Below are 23,367 nucleotides of genomic sequence, written 5' to 3'. Positions count from 1 at the left end.
CGGTGTGCTTGGCGGGTGCGCGGGCTCGTCGCCCTCGTCGGGTCAGCGCGTCAGTGTCGGCAGCAGCGCAAGCGGGGCCAGCGCCATTAACGGCCAGTGGATCGAAGTACGCCGCGGCGATACGCTGGGACAGCTTGCCGCCCGCGCTGGCGTACCGCTGGAGCGCCTGGAGCGTTTTAACCCCGGGGTCAACGCCAGAGGCCTGGCGGTGGGCCAGCGTCTTTTAATTCCTACTCAACAGGAGCGCGCCCCCTCCGGCGGGCCCTATCGTTACCAGATTCGCTCGGGCGACACGTTTTCCAAAGTAGCACGCCATTTCGGCACGACCGCCGGGCGTATTCAAAGCGCCAATTCGGGCACCTCGCCCACTGCGCTGCGCGTCGGCCAGGTCATTAGCGTACCGCTGAGTGGCGCATCCGCCGCCCGAGCAGCCTCCTCCAGTTCCTCGAGCAGCGCCAGCCGCCCGGCCCCCACGCCGAGCGCCAGCGTCCCGTTGTCGGCGCGCAACTGGCCTTGGCCGCTGGAGGATTACCGCATCGTGCGCCGCTTCGGCACCGACAGCCGAGGCACGCTCCAGCCAATGCTGCTGGCGACTCAAGCGGGCGCACGCGCCCAGGCGGTCGCGCCAGGTGAGGTGCGCTTCGCCGACGGCATGCGCCAGCTGGGTGAAGTCGTGATCGTGCATCATGCCGATAACCTGCAAAGCGTCTACGCGCTGTGCGACACCATTTTGGTCAGTACCGGCCAAAACGTCAGCGCTGGCGAGCCGCTTTGCGAGGTCGGGCAAAGTAACGCCACTCAGCGCTATGACCTGCTGTTCGATTTGCGTTTGGGCGGCCAACCGATCGACCCGCGCCAAGTGCTTCGCTAGCGCCCCAACGCGTTGCTGGCAGGTATAAAAAAGCCCCGGCCATGGCCGGGGCTTTGCGGTCAGGTCATACGCCCTAGCCGCGATAGTAGCCCGGAGCGACGAACGGCGTTTTAACTACGGTCATCGGCAATCTCTTGCCGCGCACTTCGGCGTAAACCACCGACTCCACCGCTTCGAATTCACGGGTTACGTACCCCATGGCGATCGGCTTACCTACGCTTGGCCCGAAACCGCCGGACGTAACCACGCCGATTTCTTCACCCTGCTCATCGACCAGGCGCGCGCCTTCGCGTACCGGCGCCCGGCCATCAGCGACCAGGCCCACCCGCTTGCGCGCATGATCCCGGGCGTCGATCTGATGCAGCACCACGTCGGCGCCGGGGAAGCCACCGGCGCGCTCGCCGCCGTGGCGGCGGGGCTTGCCAATCGCCCAAATCAGGCCGGCCTCGACTGGCGTGGTCTGCATGTCCATGTCGTGGCCATAAAGGCAGAGCCCGGCTTCCAGGCGCAGCGAGTCCCGCGCGCCCAAGCCGATCATTTCTACCTCCGGTTCGCTCAAGAGCGCTTTGGCGAACGCCTCGCAGTCCGATGCGGCCACCGAAATCTCGAAGCCATCCTCGCCGGTATAGCCGCTGCGGCTAACCCACACATCAAAGCCGCCCACGTTGAAACGCCCATGCTGCATGAAGGTCAGCGCGCACGCTTGGGGGCAGAGACGCTGCATGACGCTGGCGGCCTCGGGGCCCTGCAGCGCCAGAAGACCACGCTCCAGCACCTCGATATCGTGGGTATTGCCCAAATTGGCGCGCAGGTGCGCCAGATCCTGGTCCTTGCACGCCGCGTTCACCACCAGATAAAAGTGATCACCGGCGTTGACCAGCATCAGATCGTCGATAATGCCACCCTCGGTGCCGATGAAAAGCCCGTAGCGCTGATGATCTTTCGAAAGCCCCACGAGATCAGAGGGAATCAGCGACTCAAGCGCCTCGGCGACGTCTGGCCCGGCCACCGCGATCTGGCCCATGTGCGAGACATCGAACAGCCCGCACTGACGTCGGGTATGCTCGTGCTCTTTCTTGACACCAAGTGGGTACTGCACCGGCATATCAAAACCGGCGAATGGGACCATTTTGGCGCCCAGCGACTCGTGCAGCGCGTGTAGCGGGGTTTTCTTGAGTTCGGTCATGCCTTGTTCCTCAACGTCGATGCCTCGGCATCGGTTGCTCAACATCAAAAGAGCCGGGAAACATGGTTCGCCCCCGGCTCGAGTCAACGTGGTGCGTTCACACTTACTTGTCGTGATCCAGCGCTTCGCCGGGCAGCACGTCCTTGCCGGCAAAGTAGTCGCGCGCCAGCTTGAACACCACCGGCGACAACAGCGCCAGCGCGATCAGGTTGGGAATCGCCATCAGCGCGTTGAACGTGTCCGCCATCAACCAGATGAAACCAAGCTGAGCCATCGCGCCGAGCGGCAGGGCCAGGACGAACAGCACGCGGTAAAGCATGATCGAGCGCGTACCGAACAGGAATTGAAAGCACTTCTCACCGTAGAACGACCAGCCCAGAATGGTGGTAAAGGCGAAGATCGCAAGCGCGATGGCCACGATCTGGTTGCCCCAGCCCGGCAGCGCCGCATCGAAGGAGAGCGCGGTGAGCGATGCGCCCTGCTCGCCTTCAAGCCATACCGTGGAGGTCAAAATGACCAGCGCGGTAATGGTGCAGACCACGAGCGTATCAATGAAAGTGCCGAGCATCGCGATCAGACCCTGACGCACCGGGTTTTTGGTTTGCGCCGCGGCGTGGGCGATCGGCGCGCTGCCAAGACCCGCTTCGTTGGAGAAGACACCGCGCGCCACGCCGAAACGAATCGCCGCCATCACCGCCGCCCCGGCAAAGCCGCCGGCCGCCGCCATCGGGTTGAAGGCGTAGTAGAAAATCAGCCCAAACGCCTCGCCGAGCTGGTCGGCATTAATCACCAGCACCACAAGCCCTGCCAGCACGTAGGCGATCCCCATGACCGGCACCAGCTTGCCAGCCACGTTGGCGATCCGCTTGATACCGCCCAGAATGACCGCGCCGGTGAGCACCATGATCACCACGCCGGTGAGCCAGTGCGGCACGCCAAACGTAGCGTCCATGGCGTCAGCCACGGAGTTGGCCTGAACGGTATTGCCGATGCCAAACGCTGCGACCGCGCCGAAAAAGGCGAACAGCGCGCCAAGCCATAGCCACTTTCTGCCCAGACCGTTCTTGATGTAGAACATTGGGCCGCCTACATGGTGGCCGTTACTGTCGGTTTCACGGTAGCGAACGGCGAGCACCGCCTCGGCGAACTTGGTCGCCATGCCGACCAGCGCGGTGATCCACATCCAGAACACCGCCCCCGGCCCGCCCAGGGCGATCGCCGTGGCCACACCGGCGATATTACCCGTGCCCACGGTGGCGGAAAGCGCGGTCATTAGCGCATTGAACGGCGAAATCTCGCCGTCGTCGGTTTTATGCTCGACGCCTTTCGCCCGCTTCGGATCGCGCCCCTGCCACAAAAGCTTGAAGCCCGTGCCGAGTTTGCGAACCGGCATCAACTTGAGCCCCACCTGAAGATAGATCCCCACCCCAAGCAACAGGATGAGCATCAAAGGCCCCCATACGACGCCGTTCACGGCCTTGACCAGACTGGTTAAAGTCTCCACGACATTACTCCTTATCCCTTGAAGCACCGCTGGATGCTTTTTGTGGCTAATTTTTTTATGTTCGGCCCGCTCGTGTAAAAGCGGCTGCCGAGTGCTGACTGACCGCCAGGCACTACCCGGCGAAAGGCCTGATAGCGCGTCGCGGTCGATTCCCCCGTTTTACACCATTACCCCGGTCGCTCGCCATGAGGTTTGCGCTTTTTGGACATGAGAGCGTCAGCAAGCGGTTGATTTGATGCGCTGTCAGGCTAAAACGGGCCATCGATCGAGCCTTTCCTCTTATGCCCGATCGCGCTATGGAAATTTGTTTCCTATCAGAAACACGGTACTATAGCGCCCATCATCGCCGCCCGGCGAGAGGCTCGCCAAGCCCCCCGACCAGGCGCTACCATGGTGGTTCAGACAACCGTTCAATAGGGAAACGACATGAGCAACTTGCCTTCCAATCTTCGCTACGCCAAAAGCCACGAATGGGTGCTCGATAACGAAGACGGTACCGTCACCGTAGGCATTACCGATCACGCTCAAAAGGCGCTGGGCGACGTGGTGTTCGTCGAGCTTCCGGAAGTCGGCCAAACCCTGAGCAAGGGCGACGAGTTCGGCGTCATCGAGTCGGTCAAGGCGGCCTCGGATCTCTACGCGCCGGTCAACGGTGAAGTGGTCGAAGTCAACGAAGAGCTCGACGACGCGCCGGAAACCGTCAACGAAGCGCCCTACGAAGGCGGCTGGATCATGAAAGTGCGTATCGACGACGGTGAACTTGACGACCTGCTCGACGCCGACGCCTACCAGGCCACACTCGCCGACGACTGATCTTAAAGCGCCTGCCTTTGCAGGCGCTGACGCTTTGCCCAGCACGGTTTTCCCATCACGTTCGGAATATTCTCATGTCCTTTGAAACACGCCGCCTGGCCGAACTGGCCGATCACGATGCTTTCATCAAACGCCACAACGGCCCGGGAGAGCGCGACGTTAGCGCGATGCTCAAGGCGCTGGGCGTCGAAGGCCTTGAGGAGCTGATTCAACGCACCGTGCCCGATGACATTCGTTTGGGCCGCGAGCTCGCTTTGGACGAGCCTCAGGGCGAAGCCGAGGCGCTAGGGTATCTTGCCCAGCTGGCGCGCCAGAACCGGGTCGCCAAAAGCTACATCGGGCAGGGGTATTACAATACCCATCTGCCAGCGGTGATTCAGCGTAACGTGTTGGAAAATCCGGGCTGGTACACCGCCTACACCCCGTACCAGCCGGAAATCTCCCAAGGCCGCCTGGAAGGCCTTTTGAACTTCCAGCAGGTGGTGATGGATATGACCGGCATGGAGCTTGCCAACGCCTCGCTTTTGGATGAAGCGACCGCGGCGGCGGAGGCCATGGCGCTTTGCAAACGCGCCAACAAGAAGAGCAAGTCCAACGCCTTCTTCGTCGCCGACGACGTTTTCCCGCAAACCGTCGACGTCGTACGTACCCGCGCCGAATGCTTCGGCTTCGAGCTGATCATCGGCCCGGCGGCGTCGCTTGCCGATCACGATGTCTTCGGCGCGCTGTTTCAATACCCCAACGCCAGCGGCGCGATCACTCCGCTCGAGACGCTTTTAACCACTGCAAAAGAGCGCGGCGTGATGAGCTGCGTGGCCACCGATCTCTTGAGCCTGGTATTGCTCAAGGAGCCGGGTGCGATGGGCGCGGATATCGTCATCGGCAACTCCCAGCGCTTTGGCGTGCCGATGGGCTTTGGTGGCCCCCACGCGGCGTTTTTTGCCACTTCAGACAAACTCAAACGCTCGATTCCCGGACGGATCATCGGGGTGTCCCAGGACAGCCGCGGCCATACCGCGCTGCGCATGGCGATGCAGACCCGCGAGCAGCACATCCGCCGCGAGAAAGCGACCTCCAACATCTGTACTGCCCAGGCGCTGCTGGCCAACATCGCTGGCTTCTACGCCACTTACCACGGCGCTGAAGGACTCAAAAAGATCGCAGCCCGGGTTCACCGCTTGACCACCCTGCTGGCTCAAGGCCTCGAGCAGGCTGGGGTAACGCTTGCAAGCGACAGCTGGTTCGACACGCTGCGTTTGACTGGCGTGGATGCCGGCAAGATTCACGGCCGCGCGATGACCGCCGATGTCAACCTGCACTACTTCGAGGGCGGCGACATCGGCGTGAGCCTCGACGAGACCACCACCGCCCACGACGTCAGCGCGCTGTTCGATGTGCTGCTGGGCGACGAGCACGGCCTGTCGCTGCCGCCGCTCGAAGAGCAAGTGATGATTGATGAGCGCTCGGGCATTCCGGCCGGCTACCGCCGGGAAAGCGAGTTTCTGACGCATCCGACGTTCAAGCGCTACCGCAGCGAAACCGAAATGCTGCGCTATCTGAAACGCCTGGAGAACAAGGACCTGTCGCTGGCCCACGCCATGATCCCGCTGGGCTCGTGCACCATGAAGCTCAACGCGACCAGCGAGATGATTCCGATCTCCTGGCCCGCGTTTTCCAAACTTCATCCCTTCGCGCCGCGGGACCAGGTGGCGGGCTACCATCAGATGATCGACGAGCTGGCGGCGTTTCTGGTCGAGATCACTGGCTACGACCACGTCTCGATGCAGCCCAACTCCGGTGCCCAAGGCGAATACGCGGGGCTTCTGGCTATTCGCCGCTACCAGGCCGCCCAAGGCGAAGGTCATCGTAACGTCTGCCTGATTCCGAGCTCCGCCCACGGCACCAACCCGGCTTCCGCCGCTATGGTGAGCATGGAGGTGGTCGTGGTCGAGTGCGACAAGCAGGGCAATATCGATCTCGACGATCTCACCCAAAAGGCCGAGCAGCACAAGGATCGCCTCTCCGCGGTGATGATCACCTACCCGTCGACCCACGGCGTGTTCGAATCCCACGTGCGCAAGGTGTGCAATGTCGTGCACGACAACGGCGGCCAAGTGTATGTCGATGGCGCCAACATGAACGCCCAAGTGGGCCTGACCCGCCCCGGCGACTTCGGCGGCGACGTTTCGCACCTGAACCTGCACAAGACGTTCTGCATTCCCCACGGCGGCGGCGGCCCAGGTATGGGGCCGATCGGGGTAAAAGCGCACCTGGCGCCTTACGTGGCCAATCACGTGGTCACGCCGATCAACGGCGTAAAAACTGAGGGCGGCGCGGTGGCCGCAGCGGCCTTCGGCAGCGCCTCGATCCTGCCGATCTCCTGGGCCTACATCAAGATGATGGGCGCACGCGGGCTGCGCGAGGCGACCGAGCTTGCCATCCTCAACGCCAACTACATTGCCAAGCGCCTGGAAGAGAGTTACCCGATTCTCTATCGCGGGCAAAACGGCACAGTCGCCCACGAGTGCATCATCGATATTCGCCCGCTCAAGCAGAACTCCGGCATCAGCGAGGAGGATATCGCCAAGCGCCTGATGGATTATGGCTTCCACGCGCCGACCATGTCCTTCCCGGTACCGGGAACACTCATGATCGAGCCGACCGAGTCCGAGTCGCTTTACGAGATCGACCGTTTCTGCGACGCCATGATCAGCATTCGTGACGAAATCAAGCAGGTCGAAAATGGCAAGTGGCCGCTCGAGAACAATCCTCTGGTCAACGCCCCGCACACCCAGCGTGACTTGGCCGATGCCGAATGGGATCGCCCCTACGATCGGGCGCTCGGCGCTTTCCCTTCTGAAGCGGTCATGGCGGCGAAGTACTGGCCTGCGGTCAACCGGGTCGATAACGTGCTGGGCGACCGGCAGCTGATCTGCTCCTGCCCGAGCATCGACGACTACCGAAGCGAATAGCCATCCCTCGCCTCTAGCGCAAAAAAGCCCCACCGTGTGCATCACGGTGGGGCTTTCTTATGTGTGTTTCACTTTTATAGTTACTTATGCTCTCGTTACTTACGCTCGGATTATTGGGCGGTTTCCTGAAGCCGCTGCGCCTTGAAACCATCGAGCAGCTTTTGATAGCGCTTGGGCGGGGTGGCGTCACGCCTGGTCAGCACGTAGAGCACCTCGTCGACGCCGACCGGAAGCGACAGCGCCCGTACCTGGCGCTGCCAGGGCGAGGTTTCGAGCACCAGGCGCGACACCACGGTAAACCCCAGGCCCCGGGCCACGGCATCGAGCACCATGCTGACCTCGTTGGTAAATCCCTGATGGCGGAAATGGCTCATCGAGCGAAATTCGTCGGGGTAGTTGGCGCGCAGCAAGTGGTTGGCGTGATTGATGCCGTCGTAGTAGTTGATGAAGCCAAGGCCCATCAGCTCGGCAAGCGTGGAACCGGCGAAATCCGCCGGCACAACCAGACAAAGCGGCTCGGTATGCCAAACGGTACAGGAGAGCTCCGCGCTTTTGACCTGCTCGGTGGCAATCCCGATATCGTAGCGCCCGTTGATCACATCCCCGACGATCTCGTGATTGAAGGCGAAGCTGTAGCTTACCGTCAGGTTGGGGTGCATCTGCTGCTGACCCAGAATGAACGGATAGAGCATGAGCCCCACGCTTCCAGGGGACGCAATACGGCACTCGCCGCTGTCGATCAAATCGTCATCGAGGGCGTGGCGAAACTGTTCGTGCTCGGCGAAGAGCTTGAGCGCGTAGTCGTAGGCACGCCGCCCGGCCTCGGTCAGCGTAAAACTCTTGCCTTTGCGCTCTATCAGCGTTTTATCCAGATACCCTTCGAGTTTTCGAACGTGCTGGCTGACACCCGGCTGGGTCATTTCCAGGCGCTGCGCGGTGCGCGTGAAGCTGCCGGTTTCCACCAAAGTGATGAACGTTCGAAAGTAGTGGGCATTGAACATGAGAAGCGCCATGGCAAAAGAGTCGTCAGGCGGCCCAACGCGGCCACCCAAACGCGTAAGGTTAGCATAACCGGCAAGCTAAGGCGGCCTTGCGCCAGCCCCGTAGCTTGCGTGATAGTATGGAAATCAACCGCGATCAATTACATAGAGACCGTCTCACGCATGAATGAAGTTCTATCACCTCGCCCGACCATTTCCAGCATCATCTCGCCGGAGGGCAGCCTCGAAGTACTCTCTCAGCAGGAGGTCAACCGGCTGCAGAGCACGTCGCAAACCGGCCTGCACGATCTGTTGCGCCGCTGCGCGCTGGCGGTACTCAACTGCGGAAATCCTTCTGATGACAGCCTCGCGATTCTCGAAGCCTACAAGGATTTCGACATCGAGGTGCTCCAGCAGGATCGTGGTATTCGCTTGAAGCTGACCAACGCCCCGGCGGAGGCCTTCGTCGACGGCCACATGATTCGCGGTATTCGCGAGCATCTCTCGTCGATTCTGCGTGACATCGTCTACGTCTATAACGAGATCCAGCAGCACAATCGCTTCGATCTGACCACCGGCGAAGGCACGACCAACGCGGTGTTTCATATTCTGCGCAAGGCGGGCACGTTAAAGCCCGGCCTCGACCCGAGCATGGTGGTGTGCTGGGGCGGCCACTCGATCTCTCGCCAGGAGTATGACTACTCCAAGGACGTGGGCTATCAGCTGGGCCTGCGCGAAATGGATATCTGCACCGGCTGCGGCCCCGGCGCCATGAAAGGGCCGATGAAAGGCGCTAACGTCGCCCACGCCAAGCAGCGGCGCAAGGGCGGGCGCTATCTCGGGATTTCCGAGCCAGGCATCATCGCCGCCGAAGCGCCGAACCCGATCGTCAACGAGCTGGTGGTCATGCCAGACATCGAAAAGCGGCTTGAGGCTTTCGTGCGCCTAGGCCACGGCATCATCGTGTTCCCCGGTGGAGTGGGTACTGCCGAGGAGATTTTGTACCTGCTCGGCATTTTGCTCCACCCCAATAACGCCACCACGCCCTTCCCGCTCATCTTCACCGGCCCCGCGGATTCCGCCGCCTACTTCGAAAAGATCGACGAGTTTTTGGTTTACACCTTGGGTGAGGAGATTCGCCGCTACTACACCATCATTACCGGCGATGCGGTGGCTGTCGCCCGGCGCATGCGCGAAGGTATTGACGCGGTCACACACTTTCGCCGCGAGCACCAGGATGCGTTCTACTACAACTGGCGTCTCAATATTGCCCGCGAGTTCCAGGCAACCTTCGAGCCGACCCACGAAGCGATGAAAAACCTGGCACTTCATCGCAATCAGCCGACCCACGAGCTTGCCGCCAACCTGCGCCGGGCGTTTTCCGGTATCGTCGCCGGCAACGTAAAAGAGCCGGGCATTCGCGCGATCAAGGCCCATGGTCCCTTCGAGCTCTCCGCCGAGCCGGAGCTGATGACACGTTTGGACGAGCTCTTGAGCTCCTTCGTCGCCCAGGGGCGGATGAAGCTCGACGGCCAGCCCTACACGCCCTGCTACGTGCTCAAGAATTGAGCCTTTGCCGACTCACTCAAGGATGAACGCGTGATCGTTGCGTTTTTGACCCTGCTCGCCGCCGGCATCGTCAAGGGGGCGATCGGCTCCGGCGTGCCGGTGATCGTGGTGCCGATCTTCACCATGCTCTACAACGTGCGCGTGGCGATCGCGCTGCTGGTGGTCTCCAACCTTTGCAGCAACGCCCTTCAAGTTTGGCAGTACCGCCACCACCTGCTGCCCTTGCGCTTTTTGGCTACCTTCTCGATCGCCGGCTGTGCAGGCATCGTTGTCGGTACCTGGGGGCTGGTGGTGCTTTCACACGATACGCTATCGCTGGGCGTGGCCGGGGCGATCATTCTTTATCTGGCGATCAAACTGCTGCGGCGCAAAATGGCGCTCTCCATGGCCTGGGCCGAGCGGCTCGTACTGCCGGTCGGGCTCATTGGCGGGGTGCTTCAAGGCGCGGCGGGCATGTCGGCGCCCGCCTCGATCACGTTTCTAAACGCCATGCGGCTCGAACGGCGCGTATTCATTGGCTCGATCTCGGTGTTTTTCTGCGCGATTACTGTCGCACAGATACCGGCGTTGATGGCGGCAGGGCTTTTGAGCGTGGAGCTTACGCTTTACAGCGCTGCCGCTTTCACCGTCATTGCGCTGGGCATGCCGCTCGGCGCCGCGCTGGGCAAGCGCTTGCCCTACGTGTGGTTTGACAATCTCATCGTGCTGCTACTGGCCGCCATTGCGGTAAAAATCATTACTGACGTGTTTCTTTAACCCGAGCACGCTACGCCCAACGCAAATATTGGGCGAAACACTATACTGATGTCCATGCGCTCCTGCGCAATTTATGCAAGACCACGAAAGAACCCTGCAAGACCACGTACTGACAAGGAAAGGATCCCCAAATGGAAATGATCAACCAGCTTCAGGAAGGCCCGACCAAGGCGTTCGCCAAACACTGTTTCGAAGCCTACTCCCCGGAGGAGCTCGAGAAAGCCGCCGAGGGCGCGCCGGACAAGGATGAAATGGAGCACTGGGGTATAAACGCCGGCCAGTGGGAAGAAGCAGTTACCACCGCACTCGCCGACCACCGCGCCCAGCAGGAATAAATAAGCTCTCGTTGCCGCCGCTTTGACTTGCGGCGGTGTCGATCAAGCGCTAATGGATAGATCGACAGGACGCCCTCTTACTTCGTCGAGGAGGCACCATGAGAAAGTGGATCATGCTGGCGGTGTTCAACTGGCTACGAAAGCCAGCCAACCGCCAAAAGGTAAAAAACGCTTGGGACAAGCATCGCGGTAATCCTCCTAACCGTTCACAGCGCCCCCAAAATGCGCGCCCTACTGGTCAGCAGCGTCGCCCTAATGATCTTGATGATCGTTACTGATGAGCCAAAAAAAACCGCCGCTTGGACTAGCCCAAGCGGCGGTTTTTCATATTGGTCGGAGTGACAGGATTCGAACCTGCGACCTTTGCAACCCCATTGCAACGCGCTACCAAGCTGCGCCACACTCCGATGCCCACTGGCTTAACGCCTCAGGACGGTGCGTATACTAGCGTTTAACGCCGCAAATGAAAAGACCTTTTTACGCTTTCTTATCAAATGCTTGGCCAATTGATTAGGAAGCATCTAATAACAGCGTTTTCATCTGCTCGAAAACGCCCGGGGCGGTAATCAAAAGCTCGTCAGGGTACAGGTCAGGCGAGACCCCGTCAGGCACCTCGACCAGGCGCCCAAGCGTGGCCCCCGCTTCCCGCGCGATCACCCAGCCCGCGGCGAAATCCCAGGGCGAGACCGTCTCGACGTAGGCATCCAGGCGCCCGCAGGCGATATCGCAAATATCCAGCGCCGCGGCGCCGTTACGGCGAATGTCTTGGCAGTGGGTCAAAATGGCCTCCAGCCGCGGCATCAGTGCCTTACGCGCGGCGCGATCATAGGGGAAACCGGTACCTACCAGCGTCGCAGGAAGCTCGGTCGCCGAGCTTGGCTTGATCGGCTGACCGTTACAAAACGCGCCACCGCCTTCAAAGGCGGTGAAGGTCTCCCCAAGAAACGGTGCGTGAATGACCCCGATTTTGCCCACGCCCTTCTCGAGCCAGGCAATGGATACGGCTACATGACGAAGCCCTTGGGCAAAATTGACCGTACCGTCGATGGGGTCCACCACCCACAGCGGTTCCTGAGCGCCCAAACCCTGATCCGGGCTCAATTCTTCGCTAAGCTGAAGCTCGCCGGGAAAGCGTTGGCTCAACGCTTCGCTGATAAAGGTATCGACCGCTACATCGACATCCGTCACCAGCTCGATGCCCGCTTTCAAGCGCTGATCGAAGCGCTGTTCTTCTCGCGCCTTCAGAATCATACGCCCCGCGTCTTCGGCAATGCGCACCGTCTCTTCCAAACGCGACTTTAAGGTAACCGCCATGCTGACTCCCTTACCATTGAGCTAAACGCTTTATGGTAAGGGAGTCAGCATGGCGGTGTCATGACATTAACGGATCAGCGCATTGGTAATGATATCGACCACCACTTGAGTCGCGGCTTCGATCAGCACCACGTCGGCCCCAACGCGGCGCCACTCGTAGCCGGAATATTGCGGAAGCTCACGATAGACGGAATCATCGAAGCGCTTAGCGATCCCGGGAGGTAAGGATTTTCCTTGTTCCAAACGGTTCTGCATACCCGGCGGCAGTGAAGAGTCCGCGCGAACATCGTACTGGCGCAGAATGCGGAGGATGTCCTGATCGTTGAAGCGAGGCAAATCGCTGTAGGAGTGAGACTCTTCATGGCCGCGATGTGAATTGCCGCGCTGCTGGTGCTCCTGATGATGGCCTTGCGAATTGCCGCGCGCACCATGGGCCGGGGCGTGGGCGGGTTGGGCTAGCGCAGCGGCGTGCCACGTCAATGAAGCAGCCGCCACGATGCTTAACGTAGAAATTTTCATATCAAGGCTCCTTTTGAATAGAATCCCTAGCTTAGTATGAAATTGAGGATGAATTATGAATTTGAAAGTAGTCGATTGCTCTAAAAAAATTAAAAAAAATTCGTTATTACATAATCTTTCTTTTTTTATTAACAATTACTCCGCTAACATCCTAAAAAGTTATAACTTCACACTGGAGATTAAAATTTTTTTAATCAAAGCAGCTTTGTTTATTTTAGAATTCAAACGATCATTGAATTGCGCTGCACCAAGGAAAAACAGGGTTAATTCTTTGCTGATTAAGATATAGGCCGCCGCATCATATCGTTCATCATCCCGACCTCAGCTTTCAAACATCTTCTTTTACATTTTAAAGATCATGCGTTCCGCCTCTTCGGCAATGCGCACCGCCTCTTCCAAACGCGACTTCAAGGTAACCGCCATACTATCTCCCTTATCGTGTTGCTAAACGCTTTATGGTAAGGAGTTCCCATGGCGATATCATGACATTAACGGATCAGCGCACTAGTGATGATATCGACCACCACTTTAGTCGTGGCCTCGATGAATACCACATCGGCTTCTACGTGGCGCCACTTGTAGCCGTAATAATGCGGCAGCTCACGATAGACGAAATCGTTAAAGCGCTTGGCGATCTCGGGAGATAGGGGTTTTCCTTGCTCCAAATGGTTCTGAATACGAGTTGCAGTCAAATTTAAAAAAAACCGCCCGTAGGCGGCTTAAGATATCGAGAAAGAAGCTTATGCATCGTCAGATTGACTAATTCGTCCATTAGGAAAAACATAAACTGTTTGATTGCGATTTTGCGTCTTGATCTCAGCAGGATCGGTAGCTGTTACTCCTGCATCAGTAGTACCAGCCTGAGCTACAAACAAATTTGTTAATCCATCGAAATCGACAGTCGAATCTGTTGCATCCAGATCGCAGGATTGAAATTCAAAAGCCGTGGATAAATCCTCAGTTTCACCTGTTGCAGAAGAAGCTACAGCTAATGAACGAAACGAGTTGAGTTCGGCAATACAAGCACTACGTTCAGACCGATCCAAATAATTACCATACTGAGGCACCGCAATCGCCGCCAAAATACCGATGATCGCAATCACGATCAAAAGCTCGATCAAGGTAAAACCGCCCTGGTCGTACCGGCGCGGTTGAGAAGTCGTGCGGGTTTGCATGTGTGAAGTCCCTTGCGTTGTGCGTTATGGAGCTAAAAGAGCTTAGCTGCTTGGATTGTCACATTAGCTCAGCCCCTGCAGGGTGACAACTAGCTTTATAAGCCTTTTTTGTGCGCTATTCAGACGTTTTGACCAAACACATTCGTGCACTATAGTCCTTTTAGGTGGCAGCTACCGATGTCAGCTGTTTCCTTCCATGTACCTCCTGCGCTGCGAGCCTCTATGACCTCTTCCGCCTTCGATCAGCCCTTGGCTACACGTGCGCTTAGCGGTATTGCGAAACGGCTCGTGGCTCACGGGGTGATGACCCAAGGCCAGGCCGAAGTCGCCGATACGACGTCTGCCGAGCTTGAAGTCTCGTTTTTGGAACACGTGGTTGAAAGCGGGCTGGTGGGCTCGGCCGATGCGGTGCTGGGTGCCGCTTGGGAGTATGGTCTGCCAGCGGTGGATTTGGAGTCCATAAAGATTAGCGCGCTCCCCCCCGCCAGCGACTACCCGGTCAAGATTCTCGAAAAACTGGATGCCCTGCCACTGGCGCGTCACGGCCACCGGCTGACCGTGGCGGTGCCCTACCCAGCCACGCTCACACGACTCGACGAGCTGCAATTCGCAACCAATCTTACCATTGAAGGCGTGCTGGCCCCGGTCGAGCAAATACGCAACAACCTGGCGCAATACGTCTCGCAAAACGAGCGCAGTTTGCTGGACGAACTGGAGGGCGTGAATGACGCCGTGGGCGAGTTGAATCTCGTTCAGGATGACGACGACAAGGAGGCTACACTCGAGGGTTCTGTAGCGAACAAGGACGATGCGCCGGTAGTCAAGTTCGTCAACAATGTGCTGCTCGATGCGATTAGCCGGGGGGCATCGGATATTCACTTCGAGCCCTTCGAGTCGCAGTACCGGGTACGTTTTCGCATTGACGGTATGCTTCTCGAAGTGGCCAGGCCACCCTTTTCAATGCGCGATCGAATCGCTGCGCGCCTAAAAATCATGTCGCGACTCGATATCTCCGAACGTCGCCTGCCCCAAGACGGTGCGATCAAGCTGCAGCTTTCGCGTACTCGCTCCATCGACTTTCGCGTTAACTCCCTACCTACCGTTTATGGCGAAAAACTGGTGCTGCGTATACTCGACCCCTCCTCGGTACGGCTAGGCATCGAGCAGTTGGGCTTTAGCGCCGACCAACGGCGTGAGTACGAGTACGCGCTCAAGCGCCCTCAGGGCATGATTTTGGTAACAGGGCCAACCGGTAGCGGCAAAACAGTAACGCTCTATACCGGTATCAGCATGCTCAACGAGATCGAGCGTAATATCTGTACCGCCGAGGATCCAGTCGAGATCAAAGTATCCGGCATTAACCAGGTCAACGTACTGCCGAAGATTGGGCTCAACTTCGCCAGTGCCCTGCGCGCTTTTTTGCGCCAGGATCCGGATGTGGTCATGGTCGGTGAGATTCGCGATTTGGAAACTGCCGAAATCGCGGTCAAAGCGGCGCAAACCGGTCACATGGTGCTCTCCACAGTTCACACCAATTCGGCGGCGCAAACTCTTACGCGTTTGGCCAACATGGGGGTGGCGTCCTACAACATTGCAAGTTCAGTGACGCTGATCATTGCCCAGCGACTTGCGCGTAGGCTTTGCACGCACTGTAAAGCCCCGGCAGACATTCCTCAGGAAGCATTGTTAAAAGCCGGTTTTCCCAAGGACCAGCTCAACAACGTGACAATCTATAAAGCGGTCGGCTGCAAAAAATGCACTCAAGGGTACAAGGGTCGGGTGGGAATATATGAAGTGCTACCGATCAGCGACGCCATGCGTAACCTGATCATGCGGGACGGCAACGCTATCGAAATCGATGAACTGGCGCGCAAGGAGGGCCACCCGAGCCTATACCAGAGCTGTCTTCAACGCGTGCTCGATGGCAGCACGAGCCTTGAAGAAGTCAACCGAATCAGCAAGGAGTAGCCCCGCAATGGCCAAAGCGAAAGCGCGTATCAAGCTGGCGCCTCTGCACCGATGGAAATGGCAGGGAAAGGGGCCAAAGGATCGGCTTATGAAGGGAGAGCTGATCGGCCGCAGTCGGAACGACATCATCGACCAGCTCGCCAAGCAGCGTATCACCGTTCTCAAGATTCAAAAGCGCAGCAGTCTGAGCGGTCGTGGAAAGGTAGCAAACATCGATATCATGCTATTTGCGCGTCAAATGGCCACCATGATGCGCGCGGGCATCCCGATTCTTCAGGCGCTTCAAGCGATTTCCGAAAGCATGAAGAAGCCTGCCATGGTCGATCTTACACAGCAGATCATGCGCGATGTCTCCTCAGGCGATAGCCTCTCCCAGGCGATGGCGCGCCACCCGAAACAGTTCGACCGACTATTCGTAAACTTGGTCAACGCCGGCGAGCAGGCCGGCGCGCTGGATCAGATGCTCGAGCGCATCGCAATTTACAAGGAGAAAGTCGCCTCGCTCAAAAGCCGGGTAAAAAAGGCGCTCTGGTATCCGGCGGCGGTACTCACCATCGGCCTTGCCGTGACCATGATTCTACTGGTCGTCGTCGTGCCGGAATTCGAAAGCATGTTTCAGGGTTTCGGCGCGGAGCTTCCAGTGCTGACCCAGCTCACCGTCCAGTTTTCCGAACTCGCTCAGGTGTTTTGGCTGCCTACGCTTGCGCTGATCGTCGGCGCTATCTTTTTACTCAAGGCGGCAGCGCGCCGCTCGGATAAAGTAGCGTACAAGATCGATCAGTTTTTGCTTCGCCTGCCGGTGCTAGGCGATATTCTTCATAAATCGGCGGTTTCACGTTTCACCCGAACGCTGGCCACCACATTCAGCTCTGGCGTACCGCTGATTGAAGGCCTTGAAACCGCCTCTGGGGCGGCAGACAACCGTGTCTACATGAAAGCGATCGAAGAAGTGCGCCAGGATGTGACCACCGGCCAACAGCTTCACTTTGCCATGCGCCTAACCAACCGCTTCCCCGCGCTGGCCGTGCAAATGGTCAGTATCGGTGAGGAGGCCGGCTCGCTCGATGCCATGCTCAATCGCGTAGCCGATTACTACGATGAGGAAGTCGAAAATAAGGTCGACACCCTCACCTCGCTAATGGAACCGGTTATAATCGTGGTTCTGGGGATTCTGGTCGGGGGCGTCGTTGTTTCAATGTACCTGCCGATTTTCGAAATCGGTACCGCGATTTAATCGCCTATCGACATTCAACCACGCACCGCCACTCAACCACGCTTCGGAGCACCATGGGCTTACCGCCAGCCGTTCTGTACCCACTCGTTTTCTTTGTTGGCCTCTGTCTCGGCAGCTTTTTGAACGTCGTCATCACGCGCTTGCCCGTCATGCTGATGCGAGCTTGGCGCGAGGAGGCACAGCAAGCCCTCGAAATCCCCGTCGATCACGCACCGCACTTCAACCTCGCCGTGCCCTCCTCGATGTGTCCGCGCTGCGAAGCGCCCATCGCTTGGCACGATAACCTGCCGCTGTTGGGCTGGCTTAAGCGCCGCGGCCGCTGCGCTCATTGCCAAACGCGCATCAGCGCGCAGTATCCGCTCGTTGAACTCGCCGGCGGGCTTTTGGCGGTGGCAGTCGTCGCGCTCCATGGCGCCGATTTTCAAGCGCTGTCTGTGTATGCGGCGTGTTTGACGCTGCTGGCGCTGGCCGTGATCGATTTTCGCACTTTTTTGCTGCCGGACACGCTGACCCTGCCACTTCTTTGGCTAGGGTTCATATATCAGCTGCTGTTTCAGCCTTTTATGATCACGCAGGCGGTGGTCGGGGCGATTGCGGGCTATCTTGCGCTTTGGAGTTTCTACTGGCTTTTCAAGCTCGTTACCGGGAAGGAAGGCATGGGCTACGGCGACTTCAAGCTGCTGGCGGCGTTAGGCGCCTGGCTCGGCTGGACGTTCTTGCCGCTTTTGCTGGTGCTTTCAGCGGGGCTTGGGGCTGTGGTCGGCGGAGTCGCCCAGCTGCTCTTGCCAACTCTGCGCGGCAAACCTCTTCCCTTTGGCCCGTTTCTGGCGCTTGCCGGGTGGGTGTGTCTTTTGGTCGGCGACGAGCTGTTCGCGCTCTACGCTGCGCTAAGCTATTAACCCGTACTCAAGGAAATGGGGCGATAAAATGATCATTGGATTGACAGGGGGTATCGGCTCGGGCAAATCGACCGTGGCAAAAGCGTTCGAAGCGCTCGGCATTGGTTACGTGGACGCCGACAACGTTGCCCGAGAGGTCGTTGAGCCCGGCGAGCCGGCGCTTTTAGAAATCGCCGATCATTTCGGCCAGCACGTGTTGAAAGCAGATGGCAGCCTCGATCGCGCCGCCCTTCGCGAGCTCATTTTCAATGAGTCTTCAGAGCGCGCGTGGCTCGAGTCGATCACCCATCCGCGCATCCGCCAACGCATTACCGAACGCTTGAAGATGCTCAAACGCCACTCCCCTTACGTGCTGCTCGTCTCGCCGCTGCTGTTCGAATCCGGCCAGGCAGCGCTGGTCGCGCGAACGCTGGTCGTCGATGTTAGTATGGATACCCAGCGCGAGCGTACCCTGCGCCGGGATGGCGTTAGCGCCGCGCAGATCGAAGCCATTCTGGCCGCTCAGCTCTCGCGCGAAGAGCGCTTGATGCGCGCGGATGATGTGCTGGACAACGACGGCGCCCTGGAGCGTCTCGAGGCTCAGGTGGCGGCGCTAGATGAGCGTTACCGCCACATGAGCCAAGCGAACTCGCCATAGGCATCAAAACGTTCGTAAATAATCCAACAGGCACGTCAACCCGATTTGATGAAAGCGTTGTTACCCAGGAGTTTTATGTCCCCCGCCAATGATTCCCCGTTCGAAGTCGACTGCCCTCAGTGCGCTAAAAAAGTGGCCTGGGCGCCGGAAAGCACCTATCGGCCTTTTTGCAGCAAGCGCTGCCAGCTTTTGGATTTGGGCGCCTGGGCGGACGAGTCGCATCGCATCGGCGGCGAATCGGCCATGGACGAAGCGGATATCGAAACGCTGCTCGCCCAGACCGATAAGGACGCGCCGCTCTAATGAGAGGGTTTGCCGATACGCCCCTTATAGCCGCGGCCGGGCTCTTACGTGACTAGCCCGGAGCCTACCGCCTACCATCTTTTCTTCGAACTCGATGCGCGCTTCGACGAGCTGATGGCGGCGATCGATCACGCCGCGTCGCTCTTCGAGGCTCAGCCGCCGCCTAGCTGGCAACTCGGAGCCAACGCTGAGGGGCCCCATTGGTTTCGCCAGGCACTGATGGATATGTGGCACGTTGAGGGACAGGACGGGCGTGAGACGCGCAATTACATTGCCGTGGTCGCGGCGAGTGAAACGCTGCTCTCAGCGGTCGAAGAGGTCAATCGTAAAAAGAGCGCCATTGGCGAGCTGATCAAACGTATCAAAACGCTCTCGCCCCACGCGTTGACCGAGGCGAAAAGCCGACTGCCTGCACGCCACCCCCACGTGGACGATGTGCTGCGTAAAAGCGGTATGGCGCGGCTTCATTTAAAGCAGTGTTGGCGCCATATACCGATCGCACCTGCGCCAGTGGCCAGAGTACGGCTTGCCTGGTATACCAGCGGGCGCTCGATCAAAAGGCTCAGCGTTCGGGATGCTGAAAAAAAGCTTTTGCAGCTCGATATCGACGCAGCGCATATTCGGATTCAGTTGCAAAAACTCGCGGGCATCCCTAGTGGTGAAACGCTGGCTCAGGTACAGGCACAAGCCCCTCTCATGCGCGCCAATCTGTTTTTTGTCGAACCGCTTAAAGACGGCCACACGAGGCGAGCACATAATATCGCCATGCCGTTAATCGTTCCAAGCTTTGAGGCACGTTTACCGCATATCAAGGCGCCCGACAGCACGCCACCCACCGAGCGTACCCGCGCCAAGCGCCGTGATGAAAAGCTTGAGAGCGTGCCGTTTCTACCTAGCCTTCGGATCTACCGCTACCGCTAAGCGCCGCCACGGTAGGCTCGCTGATCGCGGGCGTATCGTCTTTTGACCAAAGACCGCATGCCAACAGGCTTTGAACCAGCGCCAGGGCTTTTTTATCGCGGTAGCCCGCCTCGATACAAAGCGCTTTGAAACGCTCCTCGAACTGACGCTCGCGCTCTTGTAAGCGGGTCTGGTTCTCTTCCTCTTCCAGATCCTTGAGCGAGCGCACGGGTGGGCCGGTGGGGATATTAAAACGATTGCCCGGACTTTCCAGCTGTCGCAGGGCTTCGGCGAAGGCGTCGTCGAGCTCGCGAAACTTGCGCAGTTTATCGCGTTCATCCACTTGTTTATGAGCCTTTTGATATTTCATTGAACTTGAATTCACACCTTACTTAAGAAAAGAGACCGCTCTTTATTGGCACTAATGATCGATTTTGAGGCCACCATGTCTGTATGCACGCAATGAATCGGCGTCAAAATAAAAGCAGATGCCTTAAAACGCTAAAGGCTACCAATGTTCAACCCGCAGTGAGAGCATGATCTGCTCTACATCCACGTTCAACGCTAGCGAAGAAAGCCACTTCATTTCAGCGGAAACCGCTCGTTCTTACGCCGGCTTGCTCGTCGAAAGCGTTACAAGAAAATCCAATAGCGTGGAACGCTACTCTGCCCGTTTGGTACGGGCACTAACCACTATAGCGTAACTATTCGGTTCGTGAGTCGATTCATGAGTAACGACATGACCCGAACAATCCTGATGGAGTCGCTTGAATCAAAGAGTCAGAATTGGATGCCATTGTCTGGATGGGGTTCCCTGAACAAGGCTTTAAATATCGCACTGGTTTAAAAAGCAAGGCAAGATCGTCGGTAGCGGTTGCCTGACATACTGCCAAGCGCGTTTACCGCTTTTAAACGCTTCTACCACGACCACCTCTCGAAACAAAAAACCGGCGCCCTCGGAAAAGGCACCGGTCGTATTCTTAGCTATCCTGTTGCTCGAGCCAGGATTCTACGGTTTCGTCACCGTACTCGTCTTTCCAACTGCGAAGGCCTTTGTGATTACCGCCACGGGTTTCAATGACTTCACCTGTGTGCGGGTTCTTGTACACTTTCAAACGGCGCTTACGGCGATTGCTGGAAGCAGCAGAGGCCTTGGGAGCGGCGCTGCTACCGCGCTGGTCGTTCGACGGATCCAGCATGGCAATGACGTCGGCCGGTTTTTTACCGAACTCGTTCATTAAGGCTTCAAGTTTGGATTTAAACTCCAGCTCGCCTTTAAGTCGCTGATCGCCTTCCAGACGTTGAAGGTCTTCCTGCAGCTGCTTTAACTGCTGCTCTTTTTGCATGTACTCATTTAGCAATGACATGGGGCTTCCTTGATAAACTATGACTGGAAAAGCAAAACGTCTAAAGCCGTCTACTTATTGCGAGGCGGCAACATTATTGCTTCAATTGCTTTAATTGACAATAGTCTAGTTGATTTAAAGCCAAATACTAATCGTTTTTTTATATAAAATGCGTTTAGAACTTTAATCCTGGCCGTCTTTAAGAGGCGAAAAGGTAGTTATTTAATGAAGTACAAAAAAAACGCCACCCGAAGGTGGCGTTTTTAAGATAAAGCCGGACTATTAGTCCTGACCCATCTGCTGCTTGATCAGATCGCCGATCGTGGTAGCACCGCCACCGCCGGTTTCGGAATCCTGCTCGCGCAGTTTCTTCATATTCTGACGAGTATCGTCCTGCTCTTTCGCTTTGATCGACAGATTGATCTGACGGCTCTTGCGATCGACGTTCACGATACGCGCTTCGACGCTATCGCCTTCGTTCAGCACGTTACGCGCGTCTTCGACGCGGTCAGCGCTGATTTCAGACGCCTTGAGAATAGCAACGACATCGGTTGCCAGCTCAACGTGCGCTTCTTTCGCATCGACTTCGACAACGCGGCCAGTCACGATGCTGCCCTTGTCGTTGACTGAGAGGTATTCGGCAACCGGATCGGAATCCATTTGCTTGATACCCAAGGAGATGCGCTCGCGCTCCGGATCGATCGACAGGATAACGGCTTCAGCTTCATCGCCTTTCTTGAAGTTGCGAACCGCTTCTTCGCCGGTTTCTGTCCAGGAGATGTCGGACAGGTGAACCAGGCCGTCGATGCCGCCTTCCAAACCAATGAAGATACCGAAATCGGTGATCGACTTGATGGTGCCAGAAACGCGGTCGCCCTTGTTGTACTCAGCGTTGAAGGTTTCCCACGGGTTAGCGGTGCACTGCTTGATACCCAGAGAAATACGACGACGCTCTTCGTCGATGTCCAACACCATGACGTCGACATCGTCGCCCACTTGAACGACTTTAGACGGATGGATGTTCTTGTTGGTCCAGTCCATTTCGGAAACGTGAACCAGACCTTCGACGCCCTCTTCGAGCTCGGCAAAGCAGCCGTAGTCGGTCAGGTTAGTGACGACCGCGTGTACTTTGGTGCCTTCCGGGTAGCGCGCCTTGATGTTGACCCACGGATCTTCGCCCAGCTGTTTGAGACCCAGCGATACGCGGTTGCGCTCGCGGTCGAACTTCAGCACTTTGACGTTGATCTCATCGCCCACGGCAACGATTTCGGACGGATGCTTGATGCGCTTCCAGGCCATGTCGGTGATGTGCAGCAGGCCGTCAACGCCGCCCAGGTCGACGAAGGCGCCGTAATCAGTCAGGTTCTTAACGATACCCTTGATTTGCTGGCCTTCTTGCAGAGTAGCGAGCAGCGCTTCACGCTCGGCGCTGTTTTCGGCTTCAAGCACGGCACGACGCGAAACAACGACGTTGTTGCGCTTCGGGTCGAGTTTGATAACCTTGAAGTCGAGTTCTTTATTTTCCAAGTGCGCGGTATCGCGAACCGGACGAACGTCGACCAGTGAACCCGGCAGGAAGGCACGGATGGAGTCAACGTCGACTGTGAAGCCGCCTTTAACTTTACCGTTGATCACGCCCTTGATGATTTCGTCTTTCTCGAAGGCCGCTTCCAGAATCTTCCAGGCTTCAGCACGCTTGGCTTTTTCGCGCGACAGACGCGTTTCGCCGAAACCGTCTTCGACGGCTTCCAGTGCAACGTGAACGTCATCGCCGATGGCGATGGTGAGTTCACCGTTGTCATCGCGGAACTGAGCCGCGGGGATTTGGCCTTCGGATTTCAGACCAGCATTGACGGTAACCCAGTCACCGTCGATGTCGACAACCTGGGCCGCGACGATGGCGCCCGGCTCCATGTTGATGTCGTTAAGAGACTGTTCAAACAGTTCAGCAAAGCTTTCGCTCATGGTTTTCCTACGTGATCAACGTTGTTGAGGCGTAATGCCTTCTCCGTACCACCAGCGAGTACGGGCCTATGTAACTCAGCTTCCGGGGGTGTTAGCGCTGGTTGGACCTGACCGGGCTCTC

The 23,367-nt window shown here is 57.9% G+C and carries 23 protein-coding genes and 1 tRNA gene; 13 read left to right on the top strand and 11 right to left on the bottom strand.

Annotated elements, in window-relative coordinates; all coding sequences use genetic code 11:
* Positions 1-100: 100 nt before the first annotated feature.
* The gene (locus MQW23_RS13455; protein WP_252108900.1) at positions 101-871 is read left to right on the top strand and encodes a murein hydrolase activator EnvC family protein; all 771 of its coding nucleotides are present in this window, start codon (positions 101-103) and stop codon (positions 869-871) included.
* A 73-nt stretch (positions 872-944) separates the two neighbouring features.
* Here MQW23_RS13455 and gcvT read toward each other — a convergent pair whose 3' ends face one another.
* Both gcvT and MQW23_RS13445 read right to left on the bottom strand, forming a co-directional pair.
* Positions 945-2,057, bottom strand: coding sequence for a glycine cleavage system aminomethyltransferase GcvT (gene gcvT / locus MQW23_RS13450; protein ID WP_252108713.1), 1,113 nt, complete (start codon positions 2,055-2,057; stop codon positions 945-947).
* A 103-nt stretch (positions 2,058-2,160) separates the two neighbouring features.
* Entirely contained in the window at positions 2,161-3,561 is a 1,401-nt protein-coding gene (locus MQW23_RS13445; protein ID WP_252108712.1) for an alanine/glycine:cation symporter family protein, read from the bottom strand.
* A gap of 426 nt (positions 3,562-3,987) precedes the next feature.
* Here MQW23_RS13445 and gcvH point away from each other — a divergent pair, with 426 nt between their 5' ends.
* Together gcvH and gcvP are read left to right on the top strand one after the other, a co-directional pair.
* Positions 3,988-4,374 (top strand): glycine cleavage system protein GcvH, encoded by a 387-nt coding sequence (gene gcvH, locus MQW23_RS13440; protein ID WP_252108711.1) that lies wholly within the window; start codon positions 3,988-3,990, stop codon positions 4,372-4,374.
* 74 nt (positions 4,375-4,448) lie between these two features.
* Positions 4,449-7,346 carry an aminomethyl-transferring glycine dehydrogenase gene (gcvP, locus tag MQW23_RS13435; RefSeq protein ID WP_252108710.1) on the top strand — a complete coding sequence of 966 codons (2,898 nt, stop codon included), beginning with the start codon at positions 4,449-4,451 and terminating at the stop codon, positions 7,344-7,346.
* 110 nt (positions 7,347-7,456) lie between these two features.
* On the opposite strand, the gene MQW23_RS13430 is transcribed toward gcvP, so the two are convergent.
* The gene (locus tag MQW23_RS13430) at positions 7,457-8,347 is read right to left on the bottom strand and encodes a LysR family transcriptional regulator (RefSeq protein ID WP_252108709.1); all 891 of its coding nucleotides are present in this window, start codon (positions 8,345-8,347) and stop codon (positions 7,457-7,459) included.
* A gap of 162 nt (positions 8,348-8,509) precedes the next feature.
* On the opposite strand from MQW23_RS13430, the gene ppnN reads away from it, so the two are divergent.
* From ppnN to MQW23_RS13410, 4 genes are all read left to right on the top strand, one after another.
* The gene (ppnN, locus tag MQW23_RS13425) at positions 8,510-9,895 is read left to right on the top strand and encodes a nucleotide 5'-monophosphate nucleosidase PpnN (protein ID WP_286086991.1); all 1,386 of its coding nucleotides are present in this window, start codon (positions 8,510-8,512) and stop codon (positions 9,893-9,895) included.
* A gap of 30 nt (positions 9,896-9,925) precedes the next feature.
* The gene (locus tag MQW23_RS13420) at positions 9,926-10,651 is read left to right on the top strand and encodes a sulfite exporter TauE/SafE family protein (RefSeq protein WP_252108708.1); all 726 of its coding nucleotides are present in this window, start codon (positions 9,926-9,928) and stop codon (positions 10,649-10,651) included.
* A gap of 131 nt (positions 10,652-10,782) precedes the next feature.
* The gene (locus MQW23_RS13415; protein ID WP_252108707.1) at positions 10,783-10,986 is read left to right on the top strand and encodes a hypothetical protein; all 204 of its coding nucleotides are present in this window, start codon (positions 10,783-10,785) and stop codon (positions 10,984-10,986) included.
* A gap of 98 nt (positions 10,987-11,084) precedes the next feature.
* On the top strand, positions 11,085-11,264 hold the full coding sequence (locus tag MQW23_RS13410; protein ID WP_252108706.1) for a hypothetical protein: 180 nt from the start codon (positions 11,085-11,087) through the stop codon (positions 11,262-11,264).
* A gap of 52 nt (positions 11,265-11,316) precedes the next feature.
* Here the strand turns inward: MQW23_RS13410 and MQW23_RS13405 are convergent.
* The 5 genes from MQW23_RS13405 to MQW23_RS19465 form a co-directional block, all read right to left on the bottom strand.
* Positions 11,317-11,393: transfer RNA gene (locus MQW23_RS13405), tRNA-Pro, on the bottom strand.
* Positions 11,394-11,496: 103 nt separating this feature from the next.
* The gene (locus tag MQW23_RS13400) at positions 11,497-12,300 is read right to left on the bottom strand and encodes an inositol monophosphatase family protein (RefSeq protein ID WP_252108705.1); all 804 of its coding nucleotides are present in this window, start codon (positions 12,298-12,300) and stop codon (positions 11,497-11,499) included.
* A 66-nt stretch (positions 12,301-12,366) separates the two neighbouring features.
* A complete protein-coding gene (locus MQW23_RS13395) occupies positions 12,367-12,819 on the bottom strand; it encodes an anti-virulence regulator CigR family protein (protein WP_252108704.1) in 453 nt (150 codons plus the stop codon).
* A gap of 488 nt (positions 12,820-13,307) precedes the next feature.
* Positions 13,308-13,511 carry a hypothetical protein gene (locus MQW23_RS13390; RefSeq protein ID WP_252108703.1) on the bottom strand — a complete coding sequence of 68 codons (204 nt, stop codon included), beginning with the start codon at positions 13,509-13,511 and terminating at the stop codon, positions 13,308-13,310.
* Between the two features lie 48 nt (positions 13,512-13,559).
* Positions 13,560-13,994 carry a prepilin-type N-terminal cleavage/methylation domain-containing protein gene (locus MQW23_RS19465; RefSeq protein WP_286086990.1) on the bottom strand — a complete coding sequence of 145 codons (435 nt, stop codon included), beginning with the start codon at positions 13,992-13,994 and terminating at the stop codon, positions 13,560-13,562.
* A 222-nt stretch (positions 13,995-14,216) separates the two neighbouring features.
* Here MQW23_RS19465 and pilB point away from each other — a divergent pair, with 222 nt between their 5' ends.
* The 6 genes from pilB to MQW23_RS13355 all read left to right on the top strand — a co-directional run bounded on the left by pilB (position 14,217) and on the right by MQW23_RS13355 (position 19,956).
* On the top strand, positions 14,217-15,962 hold the full coding sequence (pilB, locus tag MQW23_RS13380; protein WP_252108702.1) for a type IV-A pilus assembly ATPase PilB: 1,746 nt from the start codon (positions 14,217-14,219) through the stop codon (positions 15,960-15,962).
* 7 nt (positions 15,963-15,969) lie between these two features.
* The gene (locus tag MQW23_RS13375) at positions 15,970-17,196 is read left to right on the top strand and encodes a type II secretion system F family protein (protein WP_252108701.1); all 1,227 of its coding nucleotides are present in this window, start codon (positions 15,970-15,972) and stop codon (positions 17,194-17,196) included.
* 53 nt (positions 17,197-17,249) lie between these two features.
* The gene (locus tag MQW23_RS13370) at positions 17,250-18,095 is read left to right on the top strand and encodes a prepilin peptidase (protein WP_252108700.1); all 846 of its coding nucleotides are present in this window, start codon (positions 17,250-17,252) and stop codon (positions 18,093-18,095) included.
* 28 nt (positions 18,096-18,123) lie between these two features.
* On the top strand, positions 18,124-18,732 hold the full coding sequence (coaE, locus tag MQW23_RS13365) for a dephospho-CoA kinase (protein WP_252108699.1): 609 nt from the start codon (positions 18,124-18,126) through the stop codon (positions 18,730-18,732).
* A gap of 75 nt (positions 18,733-18,807) precedes the next feature.
* The gene (gene yacG, locus MQW23_RS13360; RefSeq protein WP_252108698.1) at positions 18,808-19,035 is read left to right on the top strand and encodes a DNA gyrase inhibitor YacG; all 228 of its coding nucleotides are present in this window, start codon (positions 18,808-18,810) and stop codon (positions 19,033-19,035) included.
* 48 nt (positions 19,036-19,083) lie between these two features.
* On the top strand, positions 19,084-19,956 hold the full coding sequence (locus MQW23_RS13355) for a DNA replication terminus site-binding protein (protein WP_252108697.1): 873 nt from the start codon (positions 19,084-19,086) through the stop codon (positions 19,954-19,956).
* On the opposite strand, the gene MQW23_RS13350 is transcribed toward MQW23_RS13355, so the two are convergent.
* The 3 genes from MQW23_RS13350 to rpsA form a co-directional block, all read right to left on the bottom strand.
* Positions 19,928-20,278 (bottom strand): hypothetical protein, encoded by a 351-nt coding sequence (locus MQW23_RS13350; RefSeq protein ID WP_319022815.1) that lies wholly within the window; start codon positions 20,276-20,278, stop codon positions 19,928-19,930. The two genes, MQW23_RS13355 and MQW23_RS13350, sit on opposite strands and share 29 nt — an antisense overlap.
* A 637-nt stretch (positions 20,279-20,915) precedes the next feature.
* Entirely contained in the window at positions 20,916-21,302 is a 387-nt protein-coding gene (locus MQW23_RS13345) for a histone-like nucleoid-structuring protein, MvaT/MvaU family (protein WP_252108695.1), read from the bottom strand.
* A gap of 261 nt (positions 21,303-21,563) precedes the next feature.
* On the bottom strand, positions 21,564-23,246 hold the full coding sequence (rpsA, locus tag MQW23_RS13340; protein ID WP_252108694.1) for a 30S ribosomal protein S1: 1,683 nt from the start codon (positions 23,244-23,246) through the stop codon (positions 21,564-21,566).
* Positions 23,247-23,367 lie beyond the last annotated feature (121 nt).

The organism is Halomonas sp. S3-1-1 (genome assembly GCF_023757625.1).
Classification (GTDB): Bacteria; Pseudomonadota; Gammaproteobacteria; order Pseudomonadales; family Halomonadaceae; genus Vreelandella.
The sequence above is the reverse complement of the archived record's forward strand: the minus strand, read 5'-3'. Positions and strand labels throughout refer to the sequence as shown.

Bases quoted from the DNA above. Each gene is read 5' to 3' on its own strand.
- gcvT (WP_252108713.1), bottom strand. From the start codon at position 2,057: ATGACCGAACTCAAGAAAACCCCGCTACACGCGCTGCACGAGTCGCTG.
- gcvH (WP_252108711.1), top strand. From the start codon at position 3,988: ATGAGCAACTTGCCTTCCAATCTTCGCTACGCCAAAAGCCACGAATGG.
- gcvP (WP_252108710.1), top strand. From the start codon at position 4,449: ATGTCCTTTGAAACACGCCGCCTGGCCGAACTGGCCGATCACGATGCT.
- MQW23_RS13430 (WP_252108709.1), bottom strand. From the start codon at position 8,347: ATGTTCAATGCCCACTACTTTCGAACGTTCATCACTTTGGTGGAAACC.
- ppnN (WP_286086991.1), top strand. From the start codon at position 8,510: ATGAATGAAGTTCTATCACCTCGCCCGACCATTTCCAGCATCATCTCG.
- MQW23_RS13415 (WP_252108707.1), top strand. From the start codon at position 10,783: ATGGAAATGATCAACCAGCTTCAGGAAGGCCCGACCAAGGCGTTCGCC.
- MQW23_RS13410 (WP_252108706.1), top strand. From the start codon at position 11,085: ATGAGAAAGTGGATCATGCTGGCGGTGTTCAACTGGCTACGAAAGCCA.
- MQW23_RS13400 (WP_252108705.1), bottom strand. From the start codon at position 12,300: ATGGCGGTTACCTTAAAGTCGCGTTTGGAAGAGACGGTGCGCATTGCC.
- MQW23_RS13395 (WP_252108704.1), bottom strand. From the start codon at position 12,819: ATGAAAATTTCTACGTTAAGCATCGTGGCGGCTGCTTCATTGACGTGG.
- MQW23_RS19465 (WP_286086990.1), bottom strand. From the start codon at position 13,994: ATGCAAACCCGCACGACTTCTCAACCGCGCCGGTACGACCAGGGCGGT.
- pilB (WP_252108702.1), top strand. From the start codon at position 14,217: ATGACCTCTTCCGCCTTCGATCAGCCCTTGGCTACACGTGCGCTTAGC.
- MQW23_RS13375 (WP_252108701.1), top strand. From the start codon at position 15,970: ATGGCCAAAGCGAAAGCGCGTATCAAGCTGGCGCCTCTGCACCGATGG.
- MQW23_RS13370 (WP_252108700.1), top strand. From the start codon at position 17,250: ATGGGCTTACCGCCAGCCGTTCTGTACCCACTCGTTTTCTTTGTTGGC.
- coaE (WP_252108699.1), top strand. From the start codon at position 18,124: ATGATCATTGGATTGACAGGGGGTATCGGCTCGGGCAAATCGACCGTG.
- yacG (WP_252108698.1), top strand. From the start codon at position 18,808: ATGTCCCCCGCCAATGATTCCCCGTTCGAAGTCGACTGCCCTCAGTGC.
- MQW23_RS13345 (WP_252108695.1), bottom strand. From the start codon at position 21,302: ATGTCATTGCTAAATGAGTACATGCAAAAAGAGCAGCAGTTAAAGCAG.
- rpsA (WP_252108694.1), bottom strand. From the start codon at position 23,246: ATGAGCGAAAGCTTTGCTGAACTGTTTGAACAGTCTCTTAACGACATC.